This window comes from Bradyrhizobium guangdongense, assembly GCF_004114975.1.
Lineage (GTDB): Bacteria > Pseudomonadota > Alphaproteobacteria > Rhizobiales > Xanthobacteraceae > Bradyrhizobium > Bradyrhizobium guangdongense.
Genome location: NZ_CP030051.1, coordinates 5691478 through 5703565, shown reverse-complemented (window position 1 = coordinate 5703565; position 12088 = coordinate 5691478). Strand labels below are relative to the sequence as shown.

Annotated in this window: 11 protein-coding genes; 8 read left to right on the top strand and 3 right to left on the bottom strand. The window is 63.5% G+C overall.

Translation table 11 applies throughout. From position 1 onward, the window contains the following. Positions 1-14: 14 nt before the first annotated feature. The gene (locus X265_RS27200) at positions 15-1208 is read right to left on the bottom strand and encodes a urate hydroxylase PuuD (RefSeq protein ID WP_128967622.1); all 1194 of its coding nucleotides are present in this window, start codon (positions 1206-1208) and stop codon (positions 15-17) included. A gap of 181 nt (positions 1209-1389) precedes the next feature. On the opposite strand from X265_RS27200, the gene X265_RS27195 reads away from it, so the two are divergent. Next, a complete protein-coding gene (locus tag X265_RS27195; protein ID WP_128967621.1) occupies positions 1390-2721 on the top strand; it encodes a PQQ-dependent sugar dehydrogenase in 1332 nt (443 codons plus the stop codon). 50 nt (positions 2722-2771) lie between these two features. Here X265_RS27195 and X265_RS27190 read toward each other — a convergent pair whose 3' ends face one another. Next, positions 2772-3572, bottom strand: a complete 801-nt coding sequence (locus tag X265_RS27190) for an SDR family NAD(P)-dependent oxidoreductase (RefSeq protein ID WP_128967620.1) — start codon at positions 3570-3572, stop codon at positions 2772-2774. 267 nt (positions 3573-3839) lie between these two features. Between X265_RS27190 and X265_RS27180 the strand changes: the two genes are divergently transcribed. Genes X265_RS27180 through cyoD form a run of 4 tightly spaced genes read left to right on the top strand, consistent with a single transcriptional unit; the run spans position 3840 to position 7693 of the window. Next, positions 3840-4673, top strand: coding sequence for a cytochrome ubiquinol oxidase subunit II family protein (locus X265_RS27180; RefSeq protein ID WP_128967619.1), 834 nt, complete (start codon positions 3840-3842; stop codon positions 4671-4673). Then, complete coding sequence (cyoB, locus tag X265_RS27175; protein ID WP_128967618.1) at positions 4663-6666, top strand: cytochrome o ubiquinol oxidase subunit I; 2004 nt, start codon at positions 4663-4665, stop codon at positions 6664-6666. Before X265_RS27180 ends, cyoB begins: the two co-directional genes overlap by 11 nt. Then, the gene (locus tag X265_RS27170; RefSeq protein WP_128967617.1) at positions 6666-7307 is read left to right on the top strand and encodes a cytochrome (ubi)quinol oxidase subunit III; all 642 of its coding nucleotides are present in this window, start codon (positions 6666-6668) and stop codon (positions 7305-7307) included. The genes cyoB and X265_RS27170 overlap by 1 nt, the downstream gene beginning before the upstream one ends. Further along, positions 7304-7693, top strand: coding sequence for a cytochrome o ubiquinol oxidase subunit IV (gene cyoD / locus X265_RS27165; protein WP_128967616.1), 390 nt, complete (start codon positions 7304-7306; stop codon positions 7691-7693). The genes X265_RS27170 and cyoD overlap by 4 nt, the downstream gene beginning before the upstream one ends. Before the next feature lie 219 nt (positions 7694-7912). On the opposite strand, the gene X265_RS27160 is transcribed toward cyoD, so the two are convergent. Then, positions 7913-8701: a thermonuclease family protein gene (locus tag X265_RS27160; RefSeq protein WP_128967615.1), complete on the bottom strand. Its 789-nt coding sequence runs from the start codon at positions 8699-8701 to the stop codon at positions 7913-7915. A 200-nt stretch (positions 8702-8901) separates the two neighbouring features. Between X265_RS27160 and X265_RS27155 the strand changes: the two genes are divergently transcribed. From X265_RS27155 to X265_RS27145, 3 genes are all read left to right on the top strand, one after another. Next, positions 8902-10500 (top strand): GMC family oxidoreductase, encoded by a 1599-nt coding sequence (locus X265_RS27155; RefSeq protein ID WP_128967614.1) that lies wholly within the window; start codon positions 8902-8904, stop codon positions 10498-10500. Positions 10501-10507: 7 nt separating this feature from the next. Then, complete coding sequence (locus tag X265_RS27150; RefSeq protein ID WP_128967613.1) at positions 10508-10957, top strand: hypothetical protein; 450 nt, start codon at positions 10508-10510, stop codon at positions 10955-10957. A 92-nt stretch (positions 10958-11049) separates the two neighbouring features. Continuing rightward, a complete protein-coding gene (locus X265_RS27145; RefSeq protein ID WP_128967612.1) occupies positions 11050-12069 on the top strand; it encodes a S1C family serine protease in 1020 nt (339 codons plus the stop codon). Positions 12070-12088: the final 19 nt, after the last annotated feature.

Below are 12088 nucleotides of genomic sequence, written 5' to 3'. Positions count from 1 at the left end.
GACGCGTCATGGCGTCAGCGATCCCGCTCGCCGATATAGGCCGCGAGGATGGCGCGCTCGTCGCTGGTCATTTCCGTGACGTTGCCCGGCGGCATCGCATTGGACCACGCCGCGACGCGGCCGATCAGGCGGACGTTGCGCTGGATGCGCCCCGGCGCGTCGAGCAGAATACCCTTCGGCGCGGTCACGATGCCGGCCCAGACCGGCTCGGCGGCGTGGCACATGCTGCAACGGGACGTCACGATGTCCTCGACATTGGCAAGCGTCGGCGGCGCCGACAACGCGCCCGTCTTCACCTCGCGCGGTCCGGCTGCGGAGAGGAAGAGAATGGCAATCGCGCCCGCTGCTGCGACACCCCACACCCACCATGCCGATTTGCGCCCGGCATGGCCCTCGTTGAAGAAATGGCGGATCACCGGTCCCAGCGCCAGCACGATTGCAACGATGATCCAGTTGAAGCGCGTCGCGTAGAGCAGGGGATAGTGGTTGCTGATCATCAGCACGACGACGGGCAGCGTCAGATAATTGTTGTGGACCGAGCGTTCCTTGCTGGTCTTGCCCAGCTTCGGATCGGGCGCTTCTCCCGCGATCAGGCTGGCGACGATCTTCTTCTGGTTCGGGATGATCACCGCAAAGACGTTGGCCACCATGATGGTGCCGATGATCGCGGCGATCTGGTTGAAGGCGCCGCGGCCGCTCAGCACATGGGTGAAGGCATAGGTGAGGGCGACCAGGAACAGATAGCCGCCGACGGCGAAGGGCAGCTCCCGCTGCGCGAGGCCAGTGCGGCAGGCAAATTCGTAAAGCAACCAGGCCAGCGCGAGGCTGCAGAAGCTGAACAAGCCGGCCTGGACCGGCGTCAGATCGAGAACCGACTTATCGATCAGGAACAAATCGGCGTCGAGATAGTACACCACCACCATCAACGCGAAGCCCGACAGCCAGGTGGTGTAGGCCTCCCATTTGAACCACGTCAGCTCGTCCGGCATCTGGCTTGGTGCCACCAGATATTTCATGATCCGGTAGAAGCCGCCGCCATGGACCTGCCAGGCCTCGCCCTGCACGCCATCGGGCAGATCACGCCGAGGCTTGAGGCTGAGGTCGAGGGCAATAAAATAGAACGAACTGCCGATCCAGGCGATCGCGGCCACCACGTGCAGCCAGCGCAGCAGCAGGCTGGCCCATTCCGTTACGATTGATCCCCACATGATCACCCCATCAATCGCGCGCCGATGCCGCAGCTTTGATGACCGCGCCCGGCGGTCGAGTCCTTACAATGTGTTGCACCGATCCGCCCCGTTTTCCAGTACGATGGGTCGCAACGAATGCACATCGTGCGGGCACGAGCTGACGTGGGATTTGGCAGGCAAAGTCCGGGAGGAAGGCGACGTGATATCTCGTATTTCGCACATTTCCTTAGCCGCATGGCTGTGGGTTGCCTGCGTTGGCGCGCAAGCCGAGCCCGTGCTGCAGGGCAAGGACGCTTTCGGCGACTGGCAGGCGGACAAGCCCGGCACCGTCAGGCTGATCCGCCCGCAGGACTTGCCGGCGCCCGGCGCCTCGCGCTCGGTTGCGAACCCCACGCGCGTGACGGCGCGTGGTGGCGCGACGCCGCTCGTGCCACAGGGATTCAAGATCGAACTGTTGGCTGATGGCCTGTCCGACGCACGCGTGCTGCGCGTCGCGCCGAACGGCGACATTTTCGTTGCCGAGACCGGACCCGGACGCATTCGCGTGCTGCGTCTTGGGGAGGGCGCCAAAGTCGCGACCAACGAGGTCTTTGCCAGCGGACTCAACCGCCCGTTCGGAATCGCCTTCTTTCCGAACGGCGACAATCCGCAATGGATCTATATCGCCAATGCCGGCAACATCGTCCGCTTTCCCTATCGCGTCGGCGACCTGAAGGCCTCGGGTAAGCCCGAAATCGTGGTGGCGAACCTGGCGCACGGATCGGGCCATTCCACCCGCGATATCGCGTTCACGCCCGACGGCAAGCGCATGCTTGTGTCGGTGGGCTCCGCCAGCAACGTCGCAGAAGGCATGGGGAGCCCACCCGGCGGACTCGAAGCCTGGTCGCGCACGCAAGCCCTCGGCGCCTCCTGGGGGTATGAGGCAGAGCGTGCCGCGGTGCTCTCCTTCACGCCCGAAGGCAAGGACCGCAAGCTCTACGCTACCGGCATTCGCAACTGTGTCGGTCTTGCGATCCAGCCGCAGACTGGCCTGCCCTGGTGCTCGACCAACGAACGCGACGGCCTCGGCGACGATCTCGTACCCGACTACGTCACCAGCGTGAAGGAAGGCGCCTTCTACGGCTGGCCGTGGTTCTACATCGGCAACAACGAAGACCCGCGCCACGCTGGTGCGCGGCCGGATCTAAAAGACAAGGTGACGGTGCCCGATGTGCTGCTGCAGGCGCATTCGGCCTCGCTCGGTATGACCTTCTATCAGGGCCCGCAGTTTCCATCCGAGTACCAGGGCGACGCCTTTGCCGCCGAGCACGGCTCCTGGAATCGCTCGAAGCGCACCGGCTACAAGGTGATCCGGATCAAGATGAAGGATGGCAAGCCAACCGATGAGTACGAGGATTTCGTCACCGGCTTTGTCGTGAACGACGCGCAGGTATGGGGAAGGCCGGCCGGCATCGCGGTTACCAGGGATGGATCGCTGCTGATTTCGGAGGATACCGGCGGCACTGTCTGGCGGATGACGTATTCGCACTGAGCGAGCTCTCTTCGCCTTCCCCCGCAAAGCGGAGAAGGACGAAGAAAGACCTAGCCCCGCCTCGCGCTGGCCCCGCCATCCACCGGCAGCGTCACACCCGTGATGAAATTCGACTCGTCGGATGCGAGGAACAGCGCGGCATTCGCGACGTCCCAGGCCGTGCCCATCTTCCTGCGCAGCGGCACCTTGCTGTCGCGCTCGGCCTCGACCTCGGCGCGGCTCTTGTGCCACTCGCGGGCGCGGGTGTCGACGGCCATCGGCGTGTTCATCAGGCCAGGAAGGATGACGTTGGCGCGGATGCCATGTTCGGCGTTCTGGTAAGCCAGCTGCTCGGTGAAGGCGATCATCGCCGATTTCGTCGCCTTGTAGGCGACATAAGGATAGGTGGTGATTGCCGCCATCGAGGAGATGTTGATGATGGCGCCGCTCTTCTGCGCGCGCATGATCGGGATCACCTCTTTCGCCGCGAGGATGCAGCTTTTCAGGTTGATGGCCACGACGCGGTCAAACGCCTCCTCGGTGATATCAAGCAGTTCGGCATCGCCGCCGGACAGGCTGACACCGACATTGTTGTGCAGCACGTCGATGCGGCCCCAGCGCGATTTGGCGTCGGCGACCATCGCCTTGATGTCGCCAGACTTGGTCACGTCGGCCCTGAAGGCCACGGCGGTGCCTTGTTTTGCCGCGATCAGGTCCGCGGTCTCCTGCGCTGATTCCAGATGATGGTCGACGCACAGCACCTTCGCGCCCTCGCGCGCGAAGGTCAGCGCGGTTGCGCGGCCGTTGCCCATGCCTTCGCCGGGGCTTTGGCCGGCGCCCACGACGATCGCAACCTTGTCCTGCAAGCGCATCTCAGTTCACTCCCGGCAGAGGTACTGCTCGAGTACCGCGTTCCATCCCGTTGTTTCTTTCGACGATAGCAACGGACTGCGAGGGTGAGAAGGCCGGGCGTCCCGCGCTCATGTCATTGACATCGCGGGAATTTGCATGCCGCCCGCGAGAAGCGGGCCGGTCGGTGCGACGGCAGTAGGAACCGTCTTCACGCGATCGCGTTTGTTGCGGAGCCTTTCCCCACGTTAGGCTGTTTCCCGGGGCTCCCAACCGCCAGTGGCTTGCCGATGAATCTGCTCGATCCACAAGGCCCTGTGGCTGCGGCCAACAGCACCATTTTGGTCGATTCCGTCTTCATCATGCTCACGATCGTGGTGCCGACCATCATTGCGATCCTGGCCTTTGCGTTCTGGTTTCGCGCCTCCAACCCGAAAGCGCGCTTCCGTCCCGACTTCGTCTATTCCGGACGGGTGGAGATGGTGGTGTGGGCGATTCCCGCACTCACAGTGATCCTGCTCGGCGGCGTCGCCTGGATCGGCTCGCACCAGCTCGATCCCGCAGCACCGGTACCGGGCACCGGCAGCCCGGTGCGCATCCAGGCCGTCTCGCTCGACTGGAAATGGCTCTTCATCTATCCCGACCAGCGCATTGCGACCGTCAATACGCTGACAGTGCCGGCGGGAGCAGAGCTGAACATCCAGTTGACATCATCGAGCGTGATGAACGTGTTCTTCATCCCTCAGCTCGGCAGCATGATCTACACCATGAACGGCATGGTGACGAAGCTGAACTTGCGCGCCGACAACGAGGGGAAGTTCAGGGGCCTCTCGGCGCATTTCTCCGGCGACGGCTTCCCCGACATGATGTTCGACGTCAACGTGATCTCGCCGCTGTCATTTCCGGATTGGGTGGCGACCACCGCGAAGACCGACGCCGTGCTGAACGAGGACAGCTACAAGAAGCTGATGCAGCAGGGCATCGAGAAGGGCAGGCCGACCTATCGGCTCGAAGACCCGCGCCTGTTCGACCTGATCGCGACCCAGCACATTCGCCCAGGGCCAGGGCCGGAGCTCGCATCCGAAGCCGGCCGGTCGCAGAATGGAGGCCACGATGCTCGGTAAGCTCGACTGGTCGGCCATTCCGTTCGATCAGCCCATTCCGCTCATCGCGGGTGGCGTTGTACTGGCAGCTATCCTCGCGGTGCTCATCTGGGTCGTGGTGAAGGGGCATCTGCCCTATCTCTGGCACGAATGGATCACCAGCGTCGATCACAAGCGCATCGGCGTGATGTACATTCTGCTGGCCTCGGTGATGCTGTTGCGCGGTGGCAGCGACGCCATCATGATGCGGATCCAGCAGGCGGTCGCCTACCAGTCGCAGGGTTATCTCCCGCCGGAACACTACAACCAGATATTCTCGGCGCACGGCACCATCATGATCTTCTTCGTGGCGATGCCGTTCGTGATCGGGTTGATGAACCTCGTCGTGCCGCTTCAGCTCGGAGTGCGCGACGTCGCGTTCCCGACCCTCAATTCCGTCGGCTTCTGGCTGACCGCGACCGGCGCACTGCTGGTCAATCTCTCGCTGGTGATCGGTGAGTTCGCCCGCACGGGCTGGCTCGCCTTTCCGCCGCTGTCGGAGCTGTCCTATTCGCCCGGCGTCGGGGTCGATTACTACGCCTGGTCGCTGCAGATCTCCGGCGTCGGCACGCTGGTGGCCGGGATCAATCTCGTGACGACGGTGCTGAAGCTGCGCACCAAGGGCATGAACTACCTGCGCATGCCGATGTTCTGCTGGACCACGCTTGCCTCGAACCTGCTGATCGTCGCGGCGTTTCCGATCCTCACGGCCACGCTCGCGATGCTGCTGCTCGACCGTTATCTCGGCTTCCACTTCTTCACCAACGAAGCCGGCGGCAACGTGATGATGTTCATGAACCTGATCTGGGCCTGGGGACATCCGGAGGTCTACATCCTGGTGCTGCCGGCCTTCGGCGTCTACTCCGAGGTGGTGTCCACCTTCTCCAGCAAGCCGCTGTTCGGCTATCGCTCCATGGTGCTCGCGACCATGGCGATCTGCATCATCTCCTTCATGGTCTGGCTGCATCACTTCTTCACGATGGGGGCCGGGCCCGATGTCAACGCCATCTTCGGCATCGCCAGCATGATCATCGCGGTGCCGACCGGGGTGAAGATCTACAACTGGCTGTTCACGATGTATGGCGGCCGGATCCGTTTCGCGACGCCGATGCTGTGGTCGGTCGGCTTCATGGTGACGTTCATCATCGGCGGTCTGACGGGTGTCCTGGTGGCGGTACCGCCGGCGGATTTCATGCTCCATAACAGCATGTTCCTGGTCGCTCACTTCCACAACGTCATCATCGGCGGCGTCTTATTCGCCGCCTTCGCGGGCTTCGAATACTGGTTCCCCAAAGCGTTCGGCTTCCGCCTCGACGAACGCTGGGGCAAGGTGGGATTCTGGTTCACCTTCGTCGGATTCTGGGTGACTTTCATGCCGCTCTATATCGCGGGCATGCTGGGCATGACCCGGCGCATGCAGCATTACGACGTCGCGGAGTGGCGACCCTGGATGCTGGTGGCCGCGTTCGGCATGTTGTTGCTGACCATCGGCGTGCTCGCGCAGATCACGCAACTCGTGGTCAGTATCAGGAACCGCGAAGCTTTGCGGGATCGCACCGGAGATCCCTGGGACGGGCGTTCGCTCGAATGGGCGACTTCCTCGCCGCCACCGGTCTTCAACTTCGCGTTCTATCCCGATGTCCGTGGCGAGGACCCCTATTGGGCGCTGAAGCAGCATGCCAAGGAGCAGCAGCTCGGCGACCATTCGGAGCCGGAATATCAGGACATCGAGATGCCCAGAAATTCGCCGACCGGTTTCGTCTGCGCGTTCTTTGCCACCGTCATGGGCTTTGCGCTGATCTGGCACATCTGGTGGATGGTGATCCTCGGCGGCGTCGGCGCATTCGCGACCTTCGTCGTGTTCGCTTGGCGCGATCACGACGAATACGTCATACCGGCAGCCGAGGTCGAACGGATCGATCGTCTCAACATCGAGGAGCGTCGTGACCTCGTCAGCCTGGCGGGGACGCTCTGATGGCAATGACTGCGACTCTCGAGCAAGCCCATGCTGATCCCCACCACATCGGCCGGGTCAGCGAGAATCCGGGACCTGCGCCGAAGCGGATCGTCACCGCATACGGTTTCTGGATCTTCCTGCTCTCCGACATCGTGATGTTTTCCTGCTTCTTCGCGGCTTATGCGGTGCTGTCTGGCCAGACCGCCGGTGGCCCCAAGGGATCGGAGATCTTCGATCAGCGCAACGTCGCAATCGAGACGGTTTGCCTGCTGTTCTCGAGCTTCACTTGTGGCATGGCGAGCATCGCGGCCGATGTCCGCAACCGGCTCTGGTTCTATCTCGGCATGGCCGTGACCTGCGTGCTCGGGCTGATCTTCCTTGCCATCGAGTTCAACGAGTTCGCCGACCTCGTTGCCCGCGGCTACGGCCCCTCGCGCAGCGCTTTCCTGACCGCGTTCTTCTCGCTGGTCGGCTGTCACGGCCTGCACGTCTCGGCCGGCGTGCTCTGGCTCCTCACCATGATGGCCCAGGTCTTCGCCAAGGGCTTTCGCGCCGACGTCCTGCGCCGGATGATGTGCTTTGCGCTGTTCTGGCACGCCCTCGACATCATCTGGGTCGGCGTGTTCTCCGTCGTCTACCTGCTGGGAGGTGGCACATGAGCGATCAGACGCACATGCATCTCGAACACGACATCGCCCCGGGTGATGAGGAGCAACACAGCGTCGGCGAGCGCGTGCTCGGCTATGTCGTCGGTCTCGGCCTGGCGCTGGTACTCACCGCGACCTCGTTCTTCATCGCCGGCACTGATCTGGTCTGGCAGCCCTCGATTCCCGTTGCGCTGATCGTGCTGGCGATCGCGCAGATGGGCGTGCATCTCGTCTTCTTCCTGCACATCACAACTGGACCTGACAACACCAACAACGTGCTGGCGCTGGCCTTCGGTCTGCTCGTCGTCTTTCTGGTGGTCGGCGGAACGGTCTGGATCATGGCGCATCTCAATCAGAACATGCCGCCGATGGATCAATTCATTCAGATGCACAGCTAGATCCGTGCAAAAAAGAAGAGCCGCTTGTTGGTGACAAGCGGCCCAAGTCTAGGGAGGAAACGCCCGAGCAAAGCAATCGGACCGAAGCCGGATTACCGCCAAGGAAACGCTCGCGCGAAGCGCTTGCGTACACATATAAGTGCAGCAACTCCCGTTTCAGTTCAATTCCGGATCAATACGGTCTCGGACTACCACTCACGGGTGCGTGACCGTATTTGTTCACTTTGGCCGGCGGCAGTTATAGGCCTTGCGGAAGCCAGCCGCCTGGGCGTCGTCCTCCGAGCAGAACCAGCGGTCCGGCTTGGTGGTCGCGGCATAGCTCGGGCAGCCCCTTAAGTGGTAGATGCCGATATTCCCGGTGACACGGGCGCGCACCGCGAGCTTGCCCTTGATGGTGCAACTCGGCGGCGCCGTCAGCTCCTCCGGAAACAGCACCGCGCGGATCTCCTTGTCACGGTCGGCCCGGCAGGCGGCGCCGAGCAATGCGCCGTCCTTCTTGCCGGTACGGAATTCTTGCGGTGCAACAAAGCAGCCCTTCCAGATGCCTGATGAGGCCGTCTTGGCCTCGGCAGCCGCCGGTTTGACGTTGGCCTTGATCGGCTCGCGCGCGATCGCAAAGCCCAGCTTGAGCAACTGCTCGTTCAACGAGGCCTTGTCGCCCTCGACCGTGCAGATCGCGCGATGGCGCTTGCCAAAATTCTTCTCGGGACCGACATCGTCGCAGCGCACCGGCTTTCCGCCGATCAGCTTGGTGAGCTGGTCGCGGGCCTCGATACCGCAGGTCCAGGGATCGGCATGGTCGTCGATGCAGATCTGGTCCAGCTCGGGCGCGTCGACGCCGTCGAGCCGGTAGGTGACGTCGCCGAGCTGGATCGAATTGGCGTCCCGCACCGTCGCGGCTGCGGTCAATGCTGCGGCGGGGCTGGAGGTCCCCAGAAATCCGGACAGAGCGAGAAATACAACAAGCGCGAAGGCGCGGGCGACGGCCAATGAATTCTCGAAGGACATAACTTCTCACTATCGATTGCTCTTGCCCCTCGTTCCTAGCATCCGGCAGTCGCAAGACCAATGGTCTGCGCTGTGCGAAGTGCGACATTCGCCCGCCAGTCTTTACTCGCCCGCCGGTCTGCCCCTATCGTTCTCGGGCTTTGCAAGCCGTGATGGCCGAATCGCCCGGGAAGCGGCGAGGGCGGGAGGAAGAAGGTTTGATGAAAGACCCTGTGGACGTCCTGATCATCGGCGCCGGCGCTTCGGGCGCGGCTGTGGCCTGGTCGCTGGCCGAGACCAAGATGCACATCCTCTGCCTGGAGCAGGGCGGCTGGATGAACCCGGCGGAATATCCGAGCACAGGGCGGGACTGGGAAGCCAAATTCTTCGGCGAGTGGTCGTCCAGCCCCAACGTTCGCGGCCGTCCCGAGGATTATCCTGTTAACGACGACAATTCGCCGATCAAGGTCGTGAACTATAACGCCGTTGGCGGCTCGACCGTGATGTACACCGCCCACTGGCCGCGGCTGCATCCCTCCGATTTCAAGGTGAAGACTCTCGACGGCGTCGCAGACGACTGGCCGATCGACTACGACGCGCTGACGCCGTTCTTCGAAGAGAACGACCGGATGATGGGCACGTCGGGCCTGTCAGGCGACCCGCTCTCGCCGCTGACGCATCCGCCGATGCCGCAGCAGCCGCTCGGCCTGTCCGGCGCGATCATCGGCAAGGCCATGAACAAGCTCGGCTGGCACTGGTGGCCGTCGGACACGACGGTCGCCACCATGGACTATGAAGGCCGTGCCCGCTGCATCAATCTCGGCCATTGCACGCCCGCCTGCGCGCAGGGCGCGAAGTCTTCCACCGACATCACCTATTGGCCGCATGCGATCCGCGCCGGCGTCGAGCTGCGCACGCATTGCCGGGTACGCGAGATCACCACCGACGAGAACGGCATGGCCTCCGGCGTGATCTATTACGACAAGGATGGCGTCGAGCAGTTCCAGCCGGCGCATGTCGTCATCATCGCATGCAACGGCGTCGGCACGCCGCGGCTGCTGCTCAATTCGAAATCCGACCGCTTTCCGAATGGGCTTGCCAATTCATCCGGCCTCGTGGGCAAGAACTTGATGTTCCATCCCTATGCGCAGATCTACGGCTATATGAAGGAGCCGACCGACTCCAATCGCGCGCCGCCGACCTGCCTGTGGAGCAAGCAGTGGTACGACACGGATTTGTCGCGCGGTTTCGTGCGCGGTTACGGAGTGCAGTTCGTGCGCGGCGCCGGGCCGGTGTTCGAGGCGGTCGTCAGCGAGCAGAAAGGCATTTTGCCGTGGGGCGAGGATCATCACCGCGTCTTCCGCAAGCTCAATGGTCACCGGCTCGGGTTCTCCGCGATCTGTGAGGATCTACCGGAGGAGCACAACCAGGTCACGCTCGATCCCGTGCTGAAGGACAGCCACGGTATCCCCGCGCCGAAGATCGATTACACGATCTCCGATAACAGCCGGAAGATGATGGAACACGCGCTCGCCCGGGGCCGCGAGGTGCTGGAGATGGCGGGCGCGACCGACGTTTGTATCAACTCTCCGATTCCCTGGGGCGGCTGGCATCTGCTCGGCACTGCGCGGATGGGCACCGATCCCAAAAGATCCGTCGTCAACGAATGGGGCCGCGCGCACGACGTCAAGAACCTCTTCATCGTCGACGGCAGCATCTTCGTCACCTCGGGTGGCGTCAATCCGACCTCCACCATCCAGGCCCTTGCGCTCTACATCGCCGACCAGATGAAGCAGCGCCTCGCCAATTTGTTCGACTGAGGCCGTCATGTCCGAAAGTCTTCAACTCACGCGGACCCAACGCGACGATCTCCGAACCATCGCCGGGATGATCGTGCCGCCCAGCGACGAGTACAAGGTGCCCGGCGCCGATGATCCCGCGATCCAGGCCGATATGCTGGCGACGCTCGGTCGCGATCTCAAACTGGTGTCGGCGGCGCTGGATCATCTGGCGCGGCTGGCAGGGCAGCCGCTTGCGGAGCTCGATGCCGCCAGACGCGATGCCGTGGCGCAAGAGTTTCGCAAGAACGGCGGCGCCGCGGCCGCGACGCTCGTCCGCGTGGTCCTGCAATGCTACTATCGCGACGACCGCGTGCTGCGCTCGCTCGGGCTGGAGCTGCGAGCGCCGTTCCCCAAGGGGCACGTGCTCCCGGATGGCGACTGGTCGCTGCTTGATCCGGTCAAGGCAAGAGGGGGCACGCTGCGGCGGGCGCCCTAGCCACCTGGGCAGTCCAGCCCCAGCCTCCCCGGCCGGGCACTTGCGTGAGGGGGAACAGGCCACCATCTGTGTGAGCCTCAAGGACTCCTATCATGCTGGATTTTACCTCGGATATCGCCGGTGACGCCGTGTCATCGCGAACGACAGCGGCTGCCCCGGTCGATGACCGCGCCCTGCTGGACGCCTATTCCAATGCCGTGATCGACGTGACCGACCGCGTCGGTCCCGCCGTCGTGCGCGTCGAGACCGGGCCAAAGACGCCGAATGGCCGTGAGCGCGGTGGACTCGGCTCGGGCATAGTGATCTCGCCTGATGGGCTCGTGCTCACCAACAGCCATGTGGTCGGCGCCTCCAAGGAGATCCGGCTGCGAGGTGTCGAGGGCAATGTCGGGGATGCCCGCGTGCTCGGCGTCGATCCCGACACGGATCTGGCGTTGCTGCGCGCCAACGGCGTGCGCGATCTGTCCTATGCTGCGCTCGGCAATTCCAAGAGTTTGCGGCGTGGCCAGCTCGTGATCGCGATCGGCAATCCGCTCGGCTTCGAATCGACTGTGACTGCCGGCGTGGTCTCCGCGCTGGGCCGCTCGATCCGGTCGGTCAACGGGCGCACCATCGAGGACGTGATCCAGACCGATGCCGCGCTCAATCCCGGCAATTCCGGTGGGCCGCTGGTGTCCTCGAATGCGGAGGTGATCGGCATCAACACGGCCATCATCAACGGCGCGCAGGGCATCTGCTTCGCGGTCGCCAGCAACACTGCGCAATTCGTGCTGTCGGAGATCATTCGCCACGGCTACGTCCGCCGCGCCTTTATCGGCGTCGCCGGCCAGACCGCACCGGTCCCGCGGCGGCACGCAGTGCTGGCCGGCGTCGAGAACAAGATGGGCGCGCTGCTGATGCAGATCGAGCCGGATGGCCCTGCGGCCAAGGCCGGCCTGTTGCCCGGTGACGTCGTAATCAGGCTGGATGGCGTCGAGATCAACGGCGTCGACGATCTGATCCGGGTGCTCGACCGCGACCGGATCGGGCGGCGGCTCGCGATGGACGTGCTGCGGCTCGGCCGCCTGCGCGCGATCGACATCGATCCGATCGAGCGGAAGCCGCAGCGCTAGCTGTGAGCTCGCAGGTGGG

Coding starts and splice junctions, on each gene's coding strand:
- X265_RS27200 (WP_128967622.1), bottom strand. CDS start 1,208: ATGTGGGGATCAATCGTAACGGAATGGGCCAGCCTGCTGCTGCGCTGG.
- X265_RS27190 (WP_128967620.1), bottom strand. CDS start 3,572: ATGCGCTTGCAGGACAAGGTTGCGATCGTCGTGGGCGCCGGCCAAAGC.
- X265_RS27180 (WP_128967619.1), top strand. CDS start 3,840: ATGAATCTGCTCGATCCACAAGGCCCTGTGGCTGCGGCCAACAGCACC.
- cyoB (WP_128967618.1), top strand. CDS start 4,663: ATGCTCGGTAAGCTCGACTGGTCGGCCATTCCGTTCGATCAGCCCATT.
- X265_RS27170 (WP_128967617.1), top strand. CDS start 6,666: ATGGCAATGACTGCGACTCTCGAGCAAGCCCATGCTGATCCCCACCAC.
- cyoD (WP_128967616.1), top strand. CDS start 7,304: ATGAGCGATCAGACGCACATGCATCTCGAACACGACATCGCCCCGGGT.
- X265_RS27160 (WP_128967615.1), bottom strand. CDS start 8,701: ATGTCCTTCGAGAATTCATTGGCCGTCGCCCGCGCCTTCGCGCTTGTT.
- X265_RS27155 (WP_128967614.1), top strand. CDS start 8,902: ATGAAAGACCCTGTGGACGTCCTGATCATCGGCGCCGGCGCTTCGGGC.
- X265_RS27150 (WP_128967613.1), top strand. CDS start 10,508: ATGTCCGAAAGTCTTCAACTCACGCGGACCCAACGCGACGATCTCCGA.
- X265_RS27145 (WP_128967612.1), top strand. CDS start 11,050: ATGCTGGATTTTACCTCGGATATCGCCGGTGACGCCGTGTCATCGCGA.